Source organism: Bacteroides propionicifaciens DSM 19291 = JCM 14649 (genome assembly GCF_000375405.1).
In the GTDB taxonomy this organism is placed as follows: domain Bacteria; phylum Bacteroidota; class Bacteroidia; order Bacteroidales; family Bacteroidaceae; genus Bacteroides_E; species Bacteroides_E propionicifaciens.
Genome location: NZ_AQWS01000043.1, coordinates 1 through 16,942, shown reverse-complemented (window position 1 = coordinate 16,942; position 16,942 = coordinate 1). Strand labels below are relative to the sequence as shown.

Genomic DNA, 16,942 nt, shown 5'->3' with positions numbered 1-16,942 from the left:
CTATACAACTAACTTAATCGAAAATCTTAATGGCAAGATTAGAAAGTACACCAAGAACAAATTATCGTTCCCAACCGATGATTCTGTGATGAAATCAGTATATTTAGCCGTTAGAGAGGCCACAAAGAAGTGGTCAATGCCTATCAGGGACTGGGGCATAATTTTAAATCAGTTCCTAATTATTTACAAAGAAAGGGTCAGGCTATAACAATAACCCAACCCAAGCTTAATTTACTTACACACTTCCTGAGACAGTGTCAAATAAATCCTATAGGAAGGCCAGCCTTCCTATAGGATAATTAAACTATATTTGATAAATAAACTGTAACGCTTATTTAGGACTAGTCACTCGTTTGTTCTTATATAATCTCTACGACTTCTTTGATAAAGTTGTCGCGATGTTCTTGAGTTCCCTTACTTGCATGTTCGCAGTTAATCCACTTTCCATTACTGAAGCCAACGGCTTCTAAGTTGTTTTGGATAAATTCTACTTCAATCGGATTTTTAAATTTCTCAGTTGGGCTTTCGCTGGTAGTGATGACCCAAGTTTTGTTTATTTTCAGCAAAGGAGTCCAACCATTTACGTAGTTATGCGAAAAATTAACTAAAAGCACCTTATCAAAGAATCCTTTTAGAATAGCTGGCATAGTTCCCCACCATATTGGAAATAAGAAAATAGCTTCGTCTGCCGAGTTTAAAATATTTTGATACTTTTCAACAAGAGGATCAGCCGATTGTCCTTTAGAGTAAAGAGCTAGATCTGCTGTTGTCATTACGGGGTTAAAATTGTCTTTATGAAGATCTATTACGGTGTAGTCACGGTTTTCGTGATTTAGCTTTAGGGTGATTGCATCTAAAATTGCTTTATTAAAGCTTCCTTCCCAAGGATGTGCAAATATAATTGCTATCATTATGTTGTTATTTAAATTTTATAAAATCGAGAACTAGCAAATTTATCATTTCTTATCTAAAGAAACTCAATTCTAATCGATGTTTTGAGTTCAATTAACAGGGTTTATAGATAATGATTAATTCTAATAACTATGGAACAGCTAAGAAGATTATATCAAGCTTCCATTGTGCTTATGGGTAAATCACTTACTCGTATCTATAAAACAACTTACTCGCAGCACTGCTGCGAGTAAGTTGTTTTATTATTTGCTAATTTAAGAACTAAAATTCTTTATAGGCAGCTTCGAGTTGCTCCATTGCTTTATGAAGTATAAGCCGTGAACATCCAATATTTAAGCGCATAAATCCTGATCCTTCAGGTCCGAAAGTTATGCCAGGGTTGAGTAGTAAACCTGCTTTCTTCTCAAAGAAGTCTCTCAACTCCTGATCATTAAGTTTAAGCTCTCTGCAATCTAAAAAGATGAGATAGGAGGCTTGAGGTTCAATCATCTTAATACGTGGCAAATGATTAGCTAAATAATCTCTCACATAATCGATATTACCCTGTATATAATTAATTGCTTGTTCTAGCCAAGCATCGCACTCGGTATAAGCAGCAATCAAGGGACGATACGAAAACATATGTCCAGAGGCTACGTCAAGATCTTCGACATAGGTAGCATATTGCTTACGAAGTTCTGCATTGGGAATAATAGCATAGGAACTTACTAGGCCAGGCATATTAAATGTCTTGCTAGGAGCCATAAAAACGATAGAGTTTTGCTTGGCAACCTGGGATACTGAGGCAAATGGGTGATGTGTATGTGTGGGTAGTGTGAGGTCGGCATGTATTTCGTCGGATATAACTAATACATTATGTTTCTTGCAAATACTAGCTATTTTCTCAAGCTCTTCTTTAAGCCAAACTCTTCCGCCTGGATTATGAGGGTTACAAAGTACGAATAGCTTGCACAATTTAACGTCCTGTTCAAATTGATCAAAGTCGATATGATACTGGTTGTTTTTAATGAGTAACTTATGCGTAATCAACTTACGTTTATTTCGCTTGGGTACACTAAAGAATGGTGGATAAACGGGCGACATGATCAGGATCTTATCTCCTGGCTTTGTAAAACAACGGATAGCAAAAGTTAGTCCACGCACAATTCCTGGAGCAAAAATAAGCTCTTGGGGTTCAATTTCCCAATTGTACTTCTTTAGAAGCCAATTTTGAATAGTAGTGGCCCATAAAGTAGGAGGAAGCGTATATCCTAGCACTCCATTTTCGAGCATCTTTTGAATGGAATCTAAAATAGGTTGAGGTGTGCGAAAATCCATATCAGCGACCCACATAGGGATGTACTGGGTATAGCCTTCGGTTTTTGGGGCATCGTATTTTATGGAATCAGTATCCCAACGATGAACTATTTCATCAAAATTATAAGTCATAACTTAGTTCTATTTAAAGGGTGAGATGTACAAAACCCAATTTATTATAGTGACATTCACTAAAATTAGGCGTATCTTGCTGTAATTATGGCAGAATCTACTAGCCACAACCCCAGCTTGACTTCTTAGTAGCTAAAGATAATTAACTACTAATGATATAGCGAATTTAAGCTACTATTTATATCGACTCATGAAAATAAATTATAAGAGAATCCGTGTTTATTCCACTAGTGAAGAGATGGCAAATTCCATCTCACATGCCTTAGGTATTGTTTTAGGGCTTGTTGCAGGCTATTTCCTGCTGTCTAAAGCCGCAGAGTATGGCTCTTGGGCTTTTTATACTGTTTTGGTTTATCTATTGGCTATGTTGCTTAGTTATACTGCTTCTACACTTTATCATAGCCCTCAGGGTAACAAGCATGGTATTTATCAAAAGATTGACCATGCCGCTATTTATATACATATTGCAGGGACTTATACTCCAATTACACTATTACTTCTTCGAAACGAAGGGGGCTGGGGATGGTCACTATTTGGCTTTGTGTGGCTCTTTGCCTTAGTTGGTACCATTTGGAGCTTTAGGAAGCGGAGTAAGCACAGTTATTTTGAAACCATTTGCTATGTAGCTATGGGGTGCTCTATTTTGATTGCTTTTAAGCCGTTAACCGATGTGCTTCAGAGCTTAGATCAGATGGTCGTTCTTTATTGGGTGATAGCTGGAGGTATATCTTATGCCATTGGCGCAGTATTCTATTCATTAATTCGAATCCCTTATATGCATACTGTCTTCCATTTCTTTGTGGTGGGCGGTAGCATTTGCCATATTATAGCTATCTATGAGATAGTCTAGGCTTTAGATGCCTTTATTATTCGGATATTCATATCATTAAAATGAATATCCTTGATTTGTCAGAACAAATATAGATTGCTAATTGTATTAGGTATTAGGTTTCTTACAAATCCATTATAAACAAGATTATAGATACTCACTTTTTATGAATTGTCCGAAACAAAAATATCCGTTATATCTGCATCGTCTGCTCGTCCTGTTGGTGGTAGCTTTAGTTAGCTTACCGTGTCCAGCAAAAAGGGGGTTGAAGCTTATTATGGATATTCCCGTTTCGCAGACAGTTCAAAATAAACCAGGCGACGACCAGTTTAGCAATTGCTCTACTTATACAGCAATTAGTCAAGAGTTACAAGTCGATCGTATTGATTTGCATGTTGGGGCTGGCTTATTGCTCCAATCAACATTCGCTGCGACAAGTTTTGCAAGAATAAACCAAACTTCTGAGTCATTTCAGGCTTTTAGTCTTACAACAAAACTTCCCCTTTTTATATTGCACGAGCAATATCGACTCTAGAATTTAGTTGAATTATTACATAACTGACCAGTCTAAATGGCTAGTTGGTTAATTCTTTATGTGTTTATATTCCCTTTATCATAAAACTACAAATTCAACTTAAAATGAATAAACAAACTTATAGCTATGCAGGTATGTTTACTACGGCATTGCGACTGGTAGCTGGCTGGACTTACTTTTCGGCTTTCTGGAGAAGACTTATATTAGAAAATAAAATGGATCCTGATACTGCTGGGTATATCGGAGAGAAATTTAATCATTTTTTACCCAATGCACTCGGTATTAAGCCGATGATTGAGTTCCTGGTCTCTAATCCCGAGTGGTTGTGGTGGGCGATGTTAGCCTTTACCATAATTGAAGGTATCGTTGGACTACTCTTTATGCTTGGTATCCTGACCCGTTTGATGAGTATCGGTGTTTTTAGTTTGGCCTTTGGCATTTTACTTGGCTCGGGGTGGTTGGGAACAACCTGCTTAGACGAATGGCAAATTGGCGTATTAGGTGTTGCTGCAGGCTTTACTATATTTATGACTGGTGGTGGCAAGTTCTCAGTTGATGAACTTTTGGCTCGTAAAGGATATAAATTTACCGATCACAAACTATTTCGCTTCTTTGGTTCGGGTGTACTGCCCATCAAAGAGCGTATACTTCCTAAAATAGTATTAACAGGTTCTCTTCTGATTTTAGGCTTGACATTATTTACAAACCAATACTTCCACGGAGGAGTTTATGGAACGCTACACAACTTATCAGTAAAACCACATGTAACTATATCAGATTCTAGAATTGATCAAAATACGCTCTCATTTGAGGTCTTTAGAGATGAAGGTGCCGATGTATATGGCTCGTTTTTAATCGGTGTAAAGCTCTACGATGAAAATCAAAACATAGTTTATGAACTTGATCAAAATCAGCTAGCCAATCTAAATCCAAGCCAAATAAAGAACGACTATGTGGCAAAGGTAAAACCAGGCAAACATAGCCTTATATTACCTCTAGGTGCTCGGGCAACCTTGAGCCTAGTAGATACAAGTTTGGCTACACTTCAGGGCAAATATAAGCTCGAACTTCTTGATATTAGTGGAGTCACTTGGACTTCAGAGATAACAACCCACTAAATAAACTATCCCCATAGCTTATGCAAGGCTATGGGGATATAATTTTGACAAAATACCAATTTTCAATCACTCCTTACGAGCAATAAATAACTGTATTATTGTTTGATGAAATTAACGATAGTTTCAGCATCTCTAAGTGTTAGAGAATCAGCAGAAATAGCTTCAACTTCAAAAGCTACAGTATCAATTACTGATGAGCCATTAGCTAAACTTTCTTGAACTAAGTAAAGATTGCTGTCGTCAGCCCACCATTTTTTAGTAAGAAGGGTAGTGTTGTTGATAGATTCAGTAAGGCTGTCAGCTTTCAATATAAAACCTTGCGCTTCTTGATTGTTTTCGGCTACAGTAACCCATGAGCCATAGAACATTTCATTAGCAATTGAAGGCACTGATGTCTCCTCAATAGCTACTACTGTAGAGTCGTTAGCTTCAGCATTTTCTTGATTTTTTGCTTTGTTTTGACATGCACCTAAAACAAGAACTAATGCGCCTAAAATAATTGCTTTCTTTTTCATAATGGTTGTAAAATAAATGTTTATATATTATTAATTAAACTTTGTATTAACCTTAACTATTTCCTTTCGATAGGTATCTAAAGAACCAACCAACTCAAAATATATGATCTGGCTTTTCGCTTACGTCGCTAAAATATAGTTGTAAATTCCTCAAAGCAGAACTGCTTTTTGGGGTGGATTCTTAACCTAGTTTTGCAAAAGTGTATTTGCAGTTTCGAATAGAATAACGCCTTTTCAATTTTAAGACATTTATACGAATATTAGTTTGTTATTACCCTTGTTTTCTAAAGTCGTGCAAATGTACCTAAAAACTAAACTCTGCAACTAAAACGGCTAATAAATATTTTTATTTTATATGTAATAAATAATGCTTTAAATAGCTATTATTCGGAAGATTCTAATAATCAGATATATATCAATTAGGTGCTTGTTTCTGTATTCGTATGAGTCAAGCGCCGATCAACAAATTAATTGTTGTCAAGTATATTAAGTGGATTAAACTTGAACATTCTTAGAGGAATTGGGGTTAGCTTTAAACAAATAAAGAATAATATGATTCAATTTAAGTATACTATACTCTATGTAGATAGCGTAGAAAAATCTATGGATTTTTACGCTCAAGTGTTTGGTTTGAATGTAAAGTTCATTACTCCTGAGCATGATTATGGTGAGCTAAGTACTGGTGAGGTTCGGCTAGCCTTTACCTCAAAAGAGCTAGCAAATCAAAATTTATCAAGAGGGTTTAAATCGGGAAAGATAGGTGATTTACCTTTCGGCATAGAGTTGGGGTTTACAACAGACAATGTTGAGCAACTGATTGAAGCTGCTATTAGCCAAGGTGCTCAATTGGTGGAAAAGATTCAGGAAAAGCCTTGGGGGCAAAAAGTCGCCTATATCCAAGACTTAGATGGCTTCCTAATTGAAGTTTGTACTCCTCTGGATTAATAATTGATTGCATAAAAAATGCGATAGGCCTTAATTGGGCTTATCGCATTTTTATGTTCTGATATTTATATTCTGCAGAGTTTATTTCTTATTGATCTCTTCCAAAAGATGTTTCACTGCACTCTCTAGTTGTTGATCTTTACCCGATAGCTCTGCTTCTGGTGTGTTATATACCTCGATATCAGGGAAGAGTTCTTGATTCTCAAGATACTCACCACGCATATCCTTGATTGCAACTTGTGGAATGCCAAATACGATTGTAGGATCAATTTGTGTTTCCCACCAAACCGCGGTCATTGTTCCAGGAACAGGTGAACCAATCAGTTTGCCAATACCCAACTCCTTGTATAACCATGGAAAACCATGTGCATTTGAATAATTGGCTTCACACATAAGTACAGCCGAAGGCTTAGTCCACTTGTTGAAGGGATCATTGCCTATAAATTGTCCTCTTGGAACAAACTGTTGATATACTTTACCACTGAGCAAAGTAACTAAGTCGTCATGTAGCCAGCCACCACCATTATAGCGAGTATCAATGATTACAGCTTCAGCATTTCGGTAACGACCAAGAAGTTGAGAATATACTTCTCTAAAGCTATTGCTATCCATTCCTTTGATGTGTACATAACCAATCTTACCGTTAGAGAGTTTCTCGGTCATGTCTTGACGTTGCTTAACCCAACGTTTATAAAGTAGCGTTCCCTCTAATCCTGGATTAATTGGCTTAATCCACTCCTCCTTAACTTTGCCTTTTCCATCGGGCTTATAGCTAATAAGAACTCGTTTATCAGATTTACCATTTAATAGTTCACTGTAGTCTTGATTTGCTAGGATTGGCTGCCCATCAATCTTAAGAATGATTGAACCAGCCTTAAAATCAGATTTAGCACCACCAAGTGGGCCAAGTGGTAGAATCTCTTGAATCTTTAATCCATCACCTTTATAAGCCGCGTCGTAAAAAGCTCCAAGCTTAGCAGTTTGTCGGCTCGGACCATTAGGACGATATCGAGCTCCTGTATGCGAAGCATTAAGTTCTCCTAAGAATTCAGATAACATATCTGCGAAATCGAAGTTGTTATTGATATGTGGTAAAAACTTGCCATACTCTTTGTGATACTTACTCCAATCTACACCGTGCAAGTCTTTAACATAGAACTTATCGTCAATTTGCTTCCAAATGTGGTCGAATATATACTTACGTTCGGCTCTAGGCTTGTAGTTGAATTCAGCATCCATGCTAACGGCAGTTACAGCTCCCGAAGCGATGTTGATCTTCTTAACATGTCCTCTAGATAGCAAGAATAAATTAGTTCCCGACTTATCAGCTTGCAGCTGCCCAGAACCTGCACCTTTGACTAAGATTTTGGTGGAGTTCTCTTTTATGTCATGCACCCAAAGATCATAATTATCTTCAAAGCGAGTTAAGTAGTATAGTTTATCTCCATCGTTGTTTAAATAGGCATCAGCTACTGAAGAGGAGTTGGGTGTTAAACGAATCACCCAATCATTGAGATGGTCTAAATCGAATTTCAGTGGCTCCACCTTTTCGGGTTTTATATCACCTTCCTTTTCTTTCTTCTCACTCTTTTCTTTCAGCTTCTCTTCTTTCTTTTTCTCTTTTTTAGTAGTGTTCTCAGCATTGTATAATGCTAATTCTTCTTTGCTAAGTATAAACTTATCGTAAGCTTCACGATCGAAGAACATGATGTAAGCATCCATTTGTGCTCCCCAACTACCGTGACTTCTATAGCCTGCACGATCTGATAACCAAAGCATCGCTTTGCCATCCTGAACAAATTTGGGGTTAGCATCAGTATAGCCACTTTGAGTTAAGTCCGTAATTTCCCCACTTCCATCAGCCTTAACCAATGCCACATCGGTACTATTCCAGCCACCAATGCCAATATAGTTTGTAAGTAGCCATTGACTATCAAGAGACCAAGTAAACCACTGATCACCATCGGCATAGGAGTAGTTAAACTTACCGTCTAGTGCAGTGACAATCTTTTTAGTTTTTAGATCAATTACCTTGCGTGTTGTTCTATCTTCAAGATAAGCTACTGATTTACCATCAGGAGAGTATAGGGGTTGGAATGAGGCTAGTTTAGAATCAGTAAGGGGTTTTTCGGTAAAGCTTTGTGCATATACAAACTCTTTATCGTCTTTTTTGTCAAGTGTGGTCTCGTAAATATTCCAAATGCCATTCCGTTCTGATGCATAGACCAATGATCGGCCATCGGGACTGAACGAAACGTTACGTTCTTGCTCTGGCGTATTTGTTATTTGTCGAGTCGTGCCATACTCAATTGAACTAACATATACATCACCACGAACAATAAAAGCAATCTCTTTATCGTTAGGAGACACGGCTATTTCACCAGCTCCATTACGGAATTTGAAATGCTTAAGTTCGGGTTCTTGCTGATCAGTAATAATTGATATATCCAGCTTCTGAGGTGTTGATCCTTCCTTGAGGGTATAGATTTCTCCATCATAAGTGAAGCTCAATAAATCGTCATTGCTTATAGATAAAAATCGTACAGGATGCTCTTTGAAGTCTGTAATTTGTTTCTTATTACTTCCATCAAGATCAGTCTTGAAGATGTTGAAAGAGCCAGTTTCTTCGCTTAGATAGAAGTAAGATTTACCATTACTAGTCCATACGGGGTTACGATTTTCTCCTCTAAAGCTTGTGAGCTTTGTATAAGTGGGCTTTTCGCCTAACTCCGAAAGCCAAATATCTCTAGTGATGGAAGATTGGTGATGTTTCCTCCATTTATCTTCATACCCCTTGAGGTCATGATATAATATCTTGTCTTCAGTGGGATGAAAAACTATATCTTCCATCGGCATAGATGAGAATTGAATCGGCCGATCACCCTTTGTGCCTACGCTATAGACTTGTGCAAAAGCAGGGAATCGGCTATCGTTGACATCTTGCATGATTGCTGCACTAAAGAGAATCGTAGAGTCATTCTTAAAGGTGATGGGAAGCTCGCTTGCCGAGTTTTTGGTTAGTCTTCTGGGTACACCTCCTTGTGCACCTATAAGATAAACATCAAACCCGCCTTCTCGGTTAGAAGCAAATGCGATTGATTTACCATCAGGAGACCAAATAGGTTGCATGTCATGTGCAGGGTTAGTGGTAAGCTGAGTTGCTTGACCACCTTTAGTTGGGACTTTGTATAAGTCACCTTTATAGCTGAAAGCAACCTCATTGCCATCGGGAGATATTTTAGCATAGCGCATCCAAAGTGGCCGCTCTTGTGCAAAAGAACCGATGCTAAACGATAAGCAAAGTGCACCTAGAATAAGTTTTTTCATTGAGTGAGTTATTTAATTATACAGTTAACAAATATAATGAATGTGAGTTAATAATGGCTGTCTCAGCATTAATATGTTACATTTGTAATATAATAAAAAAGCTAATATGAGATTAAAGTTTTTATCAGTAGCTCTGCTAGGTATAGGTTTGCTGGGATGTCATTCAAGTTCTGAGAAGCCTTATATCAAGAGAATTGATGTAGAAGTAAAATCTAGTTCAAATCATCAGTGGCTACCCTCACAAAAGATATCGTTCGATAAGGATAGCGTAGTATCGACTCACCTTGATTATTTTGTTATTGGCGATAAAACACACATCACAACTTTCCGTTTATCTAAAAAGTTCTTGGATAATGATCAAGCTTGGCAATATGATTACTTGGGCTATCAAAATGGAAGTAAGGTTTCGGAAGTTGTCACTACGATTGGGGCGGCTGAAAGTTTGGTAACTAAAACTAATACATCTACTATCTCTGGAGATGTCACAAATTTCAAAATAGACTACACAACTATAAATGACAAGTCTTATATATCAGAGATTATTGAAACTGAAAGAGATGGTGGAATATTTTACACCTTGACCTTTGACTACTCAAATTTCGCAGTAGGGCAAATTGTTGTAAAGCAAGAGATGTATGGCAAGCCCATATTTGAAGGGAAACTGGATATTATTCCTGCAGGTACTGGTCAGATATTACCCGATCAACAATTGATGAGTCTATACCCCTTAAACAAGCATAGACACTTAATAAACTCCGGACTGATGGGAGCTTATGATTACCTGATTACTAAGATGGTGATAACGGGAGAAGAAGAGTACGAGCAAACCTCAACATTCAATAGAGATAAACAAGGACGAGTTTTAAAACAAGCCATAGATCATAAAGGGAAGTTTACTTATTTAAACTTCACAAAAGAGTACTCATACAAGTATACTTTTGGTTCTATTGAAGATTTTTAGTCTTCTATAGAGCGCAGAGCACGTTTACAAATATATGCAGTCTCCTTTGATGTTGGGTTTTCTAATAGCCAAGTGTGGCAAATATCCTTAACCCAACTTGGATTGTTTTTACTCAGGTCATTAAGCCAGTTAGCAACACTATCTTGAACGTAGCGTGCTTTATCACCCTTTAGGGCATCTAAAATCGGGAGTGCAGCTTCGGGGTGTGCCTGAATCCATTTAAACTGTTTGCACCAAACTCCTTTAGGACGTATAGATTCTGAGGCAAAACGGCGTATGTTTTCATCTTCACTCAAGGTCCAAGGTGTTAAGAGCTTAATAGCTTCTTCAGGATTCTCCATTAACAGATCTCTAATAGCTATCCAAGATATTTCTCGAACTCCAAAATGGCTATCAGCAGCTAATGGCTTAATTGCTTCTAGTCGATCTGCTAGGTTGAGTTCTTGAGCTCCTACAAATATGGTAGCCCAGCAACGAACTGTGTCAGATGGGTGCTGAAGTAGATAAGGATAAATCTCAGCATCACCATTTGCTTGGCTCAAATCGAATAGCGTTTGTCCAATACCTCGTATGCAATTCATGTAGGTGGTAGCCTTTAGTTTATCTAAGGCCTCTAGCAAGGGCTTGTGATACTTTTTAGGTAATGTGTTTTGGAGTAATATGCGCTGATCCATAGCCAAGCATTCAACTAAATTAACGGTCGGAATATCTCCCTTATGCAGAGCATCAAGAACTGCACTAGGAACATCCTTAACACTACGAGCACCTTTTCTTTCTAGCATAATTAATGTTTTTAATCGAATTCGTATAAATCAGAAGCCACAGTGCGTTTTAAAACCATCACTTGAAGCTCTTTTCCTACAGTAATCTGTATCTCTTTAAGTCTATTCTCTACGGTCTTATAAGCGAGTTCGGGATGATTATTGTCTTTACTAATATGGCAAAGCCAAACATGCTTCCATTTTGACTGATAGTGATTGGATAGAAACTCAGCAGCAGCAAAATTGCTTAAATGCCCTGTTCTGCTTGCTACTCGATCTTTCAAGAAACGAGGATAACTTCCCATCTGCAACATCTCTTCCTCATAATTTGCTTCTAAAATTAAATAATTAGCCTTTTCGAGGTAGTGAGCTGCCGTAGGAGTAATTTCGCCCAAATCTGTAGCTATAGTAAATACCTTACCATCAACCTCAAAACAATAGCCAACATTATCAGTCGCATCGTGAGGAACTTCGAAAGCCTCTATTGTAAAATCCCTTAATTGGATAGCCTTCTCTTTTTCGACATGATGGACATCCTGATATATAGGTTGTCGGATCAGTCTATTCTTATTAATTCCCGAATGCACATTTGCAGTACAATAAACAGGTATATTTAATTTATCAATCAGTGTTTCAATGTGACGAATATGATCGCCATGATCGTGTGTTATAAATAGCGCAACAATTTTGCTTGTATCTATTTGGTGTAATTTGAATGCCTTTCGGATTTGCCTAAAGCTAATTCCTGCATCAATTAATATGCCATAGTCGGGGGTTCCTAAATAGTAGGAATTGCCACTACTACCACTCCCCAGACTTATAAATTGTATAGTCATTATTCTTAGATTAAAAAATGCCGTTAGATAAAGTGGCATCTAACGGCAAATATACAAAAAATAGCTTCTAAATAACCTAATTGGTAGTTTCTGCTGGTTTTTTTCGTGTCATTCGTCCAAAGAAAACAAGGGCGAAGGCTGCAACAAGCCCTATGGCAGCAAAATAATACCAGATATAGTGTGCATGGGCTGAAGCAGCTTGCCACTCGTCGTGTGTTGCAAAAAGAGACGGATCTGGGCAGTATTTGCTCAATAAAACCCCCGATATACCAAAACCAAATATAGATGCTAAGAATGAATGCAGATGACTAAATCCAAGATACATACCCTCTTCTCCTTTAGGGGCTTGAAGTGAAAAGTATTCTAAGTACCTAGGAGATATAAAGCATTCAGCCAATGCTTGAATTGAAATACCAAGTACCATCATCAATGTTATGTTGCTAATACTTTGGAATATCTCACTATCGAAGGTATTTCCCATTGCCATAACAAGAGCTGATAGAGGAATCAAGAACATTCCAATATTCATAGAGAATATTGCCGACTTCTTGGCCATAACACGCGTAATAAAGCTAACCAGGCAAACTACAACAAAAGGATTGACATTGGCAATCCAACCAGGTTTAGCCGACTCACCAGCCATACGGATTACATACTTGGGCATTGTAGCATAAAGTTGGTGCTGAACCATCCAGAATCCTGTTACAATAAGAATTAAGAGTAATAGTCTCCAGTTGCTGAAAATTCGTTTAAATCCTGCAACGATGTCTTTCATGCTTTTGCCTTCACCTGCTGTTTTGGTTGAGTTGTATAGAAAGTACACAGCTATCAAAGCAAATAGAGTCATTGCAGCTGCAAAGTAGTTGATGTATATATAAGCTTCATCACCAATTGAACCACGCAGAGGGTCGATGATGGTTTTGCCAGTAAAAGCACCAATATTAACCATCATATAGAAAATAGAGTAGCCTTTGGCTCGATTTTCGGTAGTTGTCTCTTTGGCAACCGATCCTGAAATTATCGATTTAATAAAGGAACCACCAATCATTAGAATAAATAAGACAGGAACAATAAGCCAAGCTTCACTACTTCCTTGTAAACCACTATAAGTTGTTGTTTGACCATACTGTACTAAACCTAAAGCTTCAAGCAGTCGTGGCAGAATACCTAGGCCTAGGTAGCCAGCAGTCAGAAGGCTAAAGGCTATAAGCATAGATTTTCTGAAACCTATTTTATCTGCATATGCACCCGTGAAAATGGGAAGCAGATAGAGACCTCCCGAAAATAGACCAGATATAATACTAGCTTCAATATCGTTGAAGCCAAGTGTAGTTGAAAGGTAAATAGTTAGTACAATAAATACGCCGTAATAGGCCATACGCTCCAAGAGCTCAACAATGTTACTAACCCAAAAAGCTTGAGAATAACCCCGAATGGCAGGTTGATTGGTTTCTGTCATTTTATTACTGATTTGTGTTTAAAATAATAATTAAGGCGCTAAGATAGTTTTTTTAGTTACACGTGCAAGGGGTTAAAGCAAGTTTACTGCAACAAAAGCTACTTCTCAAGGTAGTGAAGTGGATAGAAATGAGTAGGAGGCATTAAACAACAAAATCTGCTTAGAAACTATCTAAACAGATCTGTTTTTTGAGTCTTGTAGTTCAAAAACAACACTTTAGTTTATGGATATGAGTAGGGTACCGGCCCCAACTAAAAGATGCTTAAAGCAATTAAACTACAGAAGGTGTTTTCTGCCTAACAAAAAACCAATATGTATTTTTGTCTTTTCGAACAGGCTTCATTGAAGGTATTCTATCAATGCTACCAGCAAGGTCAATTTCACTTAATGTGTGTCGAAGAGGCCAACCATTTACGGCTTCTTCTTCAGAAAATAAATCGAGCTCAACACATAAGGGCATTAGGTCTTTGGGTAATGCTACATCGAGAGCAGGGTTGCGCTTAAAGAAAAGGTCAACTGCTTGGTTAATCAATAATACTTTATCCATAACTGTAAATTTTAAAAGGTTAATGAAATGAATCTATCTATACAAAAAGGCGTGATGTCTTTTCAAATTATAGAGAGATGGGGTAGCGTTTATCCCTTTATAGATATAACTAATAAACGTGCCTTATTGTTTTAAAAATAAGTAGTATTATTTTAATAATAGACTGTTATAGAGGGATGTTTTGTATGTTATATAACACATGATAATCAACTAGTTTATTAGTAGATGATTATGATTTGCGTTAACTAACGTAGGGATGGGATCTAAGCCTGATTTTTGCTCAGAATGTCGTTTATCTTAAGAATCATTTCTTGGTATTTATCATTGCTAATATGATAAGTCTTAGAAGAAGTTTTAATGTAGAAAACTTGCTTTTCATTTGTTATGTAGAAACGATCATTCTTGTAGTCGGACGAAAAGAACCTCAATAAACCTCCAGGAAACATTTTGACACCTAGGAGTTGAATGAAGGGAACTTGGTCGGCTTTATCATACCCAGCTGCAAGAATGCTAGAGCACGGGATCACGATTTGAGCTACTCGAGTATTAATAAGTAATTCGAGCTCATTCACCGAAATGCTTGTTATTTGCCCAAAGTACATATAGCCTAAAAATGTCACAAGCAATATCTCCACCAAAAGTAAGGGGAGTAATGAGCTTAGCTGCCCTTGACTGAGTGCGACTGCGAGTATTATCAGCAAAACCAAACTTAATATACACGATAAAGTTTGAGCTGTCTTATAAACTTTACTAGGTGTTGATTTTGCTATAATCATAAGTAGAATAATTAAATATATTTACTCTACAAGATAAGCAATATAAAGTTTAATTCCAATAGTTTACTAGCATATAAATGCTCCTATATCGGTCTTTAATGTTGAATAATTTAATTAATGTTGCTACAATAGCCTGATTATCCTAAAAAAGAGTTTTATGAATCCTTAAGACCTACAAGTTCTGATGGAAAACTGATAAGATAGTCTTTCTATTAATTGGAGTAAAGCTTAATTTTTGAAGAGTGGTCTAAACAATTTATCGATCAATAATTGGGTGAAAAAGACCTTATTAGAAACAAAAAACCAGCCTATACCGTGGCTGGTTTTTTGATTTTACCCCAATTTTATTTTGGCGTAAAATCATTGTTACTAACTGACTGTCAGGACTATGCTGAGGGTCAGTTGTTACTGATATCAAAGATACCTCATTTTGAAAGCAATTCACAACTTATGTTATTCAAGATGGTAACCATATAGAGTTGTTACTGATATCAAAGATACCTCATTTTGAAAGCAATTCACAACTAGGCTGATGGGTAATTGCAACCCCAGTGATGTTGTTACTGATATCAAAGATACCTCATTTTGAAAGCAATTCACAACTAGTTTCTGAATCACTAGAAGATAGTGATAGTTGTTACTGATATCAAAGATACCTCATTTTGAAAGCAATTCACAACTCGGTGATGTTTTTACCATCATTCCAGACCGTTGTTACTGATATCAAAGATACCTCATTTTGAAAGCAATTCACAACATATAAGTTAGTCTTCTACCTTTGTTATTTGTTGTTACTGATATCAAAGATACCTCATTTTGAAAGCAATTCACAACATATACATATTTTCTTTTATAGATTCAGGGTTGTTACTGATATCAAAGATACCTCATTTTGAAAGCAATTCACAACTCGGGTAAATGCTTTGAAAAACTCATGGAGGTTGTTACTGATATCAAAGATACCTCATTTTGAAAGCAATTCACAACATATACATATTTTCTTTTATAGATTCAGGGTTGTTACTGATATCAAAGATACCTCATTTTGAAAGCAATTCACAACTCGGGTAAATGCTTTGAAAAACTCATGGAGGTTGTTACTGATATCAAAGATACCTCATTTTGAAAGCAATTCACAACATANAAAGCAATTCACAACTCGGGTAAATGCTTTGAAAAACTCATGGAGGTTGTTACTGATATCAAAGATACCTCATTTTGAAAGCAATTCACAACATAGTGTGTTTTACGACTTTGAAATACTAGGTTGTTACTGATATCAAAGATACCTCATTTTGAAAGCAATTCACAACTCCGTAAGCTCTGGTTCGTTCTCAATAAAGGTTGTTACTGATATCAAAGATACCTCATTTTGAAAGCAATTCACAACTTGATTATTATTGTTTGCCGTGTTGGTGGCGTTGTTACTGATATCAAAGATACCTCATTTTGAAAGCAATTCACAACGCTTTTACCTGTTTAATTGCGGTAGTGTCCGTTGTTACTGATATCAAAGATACCTCATTTTGAAAGCAATTCACAACAGGCTGGCGAATTAGTCTTTATAAGTATGGGTTGTTACTGATATCAAAGATACCTCATTTTGAAAGCAATTCACAACTAAAACAAGATCAACCCCATAACCTGGAGCGTTGTTACTGATATCAAAGATACCTCATTTTGAAAGCAATTCACAACTATCAGCGGTTGAATTCGCAAGCTTATTTAGTTGTTACTGATATCAAAGATACCTCATTTTGAAAGCAATTCACAACGAAATAGTAATTGTATATTTGAATATTAAGTTGTTACTGATATCAAAGATACCTCATTTTGAAAGCAATTCACAACTAAGGGTGAAAAATTCAACAAGGAAAAAAGGTTGTTACTGATATCAAAGATACCTCATTTTGAAAGCAATTCACAACTGGTGGACCCCACGACTCTGGAGCTCTGTAGTTGTTACTGATATCAAAGATACCTCATTTTGAAA

15 protein-coding genes and 1 CRISPR repeat array are annotated in these 16,942 nt (G+C 36.8%); of the genes, 6 read left to right on the top strand and 9 right to left on the bottom strand.

The window, feature by feature from the left end:
* On the top strand, positions 1–208 hold a 208-nt coding region (locus B091_RS12530; protein WP_162137976.1), incomplete at its 5' end, for a transposase.
* Between the two features lie 151 nt (positions 209–359).
* Here the strand turns inward: B091_RS12530 and B091_RS0110760 are convergent.
* Entirely contained in the window at positions 360–911 is a 552-nt protein-coding gene (locus tag B091_RS0110760; RefSeq protein ID WP_018110002.1) for an NAD(P)H-dependent oxidoreductase, read from the bottom strand.
* Between the two features lie 262 nt (positions 912–1,173).
* Entirely contained in the window at positions 1,174–2,340 is a 1,167-nt protein-coding gene (locus tag B091_RS0110755; protein WP_018110001.1) for a MalY/PatB family protein, read from the bottom strand.
* A gap of 190 nt (positions 2,341–2,530) precedes the next feature.
* Between B091_RS0110755 and trhA the strand changes: the two genes are divergently transcribed.
* The 3 genes from trhA to B091_RS0110740 all read left to right on the top strand — a co-directional run bounded on the left by trhA (position 2,531) and on the right by B091_RS0110740 (position 4,822).
* Positions 2,531–3,190 carry a PAQR family membrane homeostasis protein TrhA gene (gene trhA / locus B091_RS0110750; RefSeq protein WP_018110000.1) on the top strand — a complete coding sequence of 220 codons (660 nt, stop codon included), beginning with the start codon at positions 2,531–2,533 and terminating at the stop codon, positions 3,188–3,190.
* A 145-nt stretch (positions 3,191–3,335) separates the two neighbouring features.
* A complete protein-coding gene (locus tag B091_RS0110745; RefSeq protein ID WP_018109999.1) occupies positions 3,336–3,704 on the top strand; it encodes a hypothetical protein in 369 nt (122 codons plus the stop codon).
* 104 nt (positions 3,705–3,808) lie between these two features.
* Positions 3,809–4,822, top strand: coding sequence for a TQO small subunit DoxD (locus tag B091_RS0110740; RefSeq protein ID WP_018109998.1), 1,014 nt, complete (start codon positions 3,809–3,811; stop codon positions 4,820–4,822).
* Between the two features lie 95 nt (positions 4,823–4,917).
* Here the strand turns inward: B091_RS0110740 and B091_RS0110735 are convergent, their stop codons facing one another.
* Entirely contained in the window at positions 4,918–5,337 is a 420-nt protein-coding gene (locus B091_RS0110735; protein WP_018109997.1) for a lipocalin family protein, read from the bottom strand.
* 552 nt (positions 5,338–5,889) lie between these two features.
* Between B091_RS0110735 and B091_RS0110730 the strand changes: the two genes are divergently transcribed.
* On the top strand, positions 5,890–6,282 hold the full coding sequence (locus B091_RS0110730; protein ID WP_018109996.1) for a VOC family protein: 393 nt from the start codon (positions 5,890–5,892) through the stop codon (positions 6,280–6,282).
* A gap of 81 nt (positions 6,283–6,363) precedes the next feature.
* On the opposite strand, the gene B091_RS0110725 is transcribed toward B091_RS0110730, so the two are convergent.
* Positions 6,364–9,609, bottom strand: a complete 3,246-nt coding sequence (locus B091_RS0110725; protein ID WP_018109995.1) for a S41 family peptidase — start codon at positions 9,607–9,609, stop codon at positions 6,364–6,366.
* Positions 9,610–9,715: 106 nt separating this feature from the next.
* On the opposite strand from B091_RS0110725, the gene B091_RS0110720 reads away from it, so the two are divergent.
* The gene (locus tag B091_RS0110720) at positions 9,716–10,570 is read left to right on the top strand and encodes a hypothetical protein (protein WP_018109994.1); all 855 of its coding nucleotides are present in this window, start codon (positions 9,716–9,718) and stop codon (positions 10,568–10,570) included.
* Here the strand turns inward: B091_RS0110720 and B091_RS0110715 are convergent.
* The 5 genes from B091_RS0110715 to B091_RS0110695 all read right to left on the bottom strand — a co-directional run bounded on the left by B091_RS0110715 (position 10,567) and on the right by B091_RS0110695 (position 14,949).
* A complete protein-coding gene (locus B091_RS0110715) occupies positions 10,567–11,352 on the bottom strand; it encodes a DNA alkylation repair protein (RefSeq protein ID WP_018109993.1) in 786 nt (261 codons plus the stop codon). The genes B091_RS0110720 and B091_RS0110715 overlap by 4 nt on opposite strands.
* A gap of 11 nt (positions 11,353–11,363) precedes the next feature.
* Positions 11,364–12,167, bottom strand: coding sequence for an MBL fold metallo-hydrolase (locus B091_RS0110710; RefSeq protein WP_025069560.1), 804 nt, complete (start codon positions 12,165–12,167; stop codon positions 11,364–11,366).
* A 76-nt stretch (positions 12,168–12,243) separates the two neighbouring features.
* Positions 12,244–13,626 (bottom strand): MFS transporter, encoded by a 1,383-nt coding sequence (locus tag B091_RS0110705; RefSeq protein WP_018109991.1) that lies wholly within the window; start codon positions 13,624–13,626, stop codon positions 12,244–12,246.
* 271 nt (positions 13,627–13,897) lie between these two features.
* Complete coding sequence (locus B091_RS0110700) at positions 13,898–14,173, bottom strand: hypothetical protein (RefSeq protein WP_018109990.1); 276 nt, start codon at positions 14,171–14,173, stop codon at positions 13,898–13,900.
* A gap of 263 nt (positions 14,174–14,436) precedes the next feature.
* Positions 14,437–14,949, bottom strand: coding sequence for a PH domain-containing protein (locus B091_RS0110695; RefSeq protein WP_018109989.1), 513 nt, complete (start codon positions 14,947–14,949; stop codon positions 14,437–14,439).
* Positions 14,950–15,350: 401 nt separating this feature from the next.
* Positions 15,351–16,877: direct repeats of the CRISPR family, unit length 47 nt; unit sequence GTTGTTACTGATATCAAAGATACCTCATTTTGAAAGCAATTCACAAC.
* Positions 16,878–16,942: the final 65 nt, after the last annotated feature.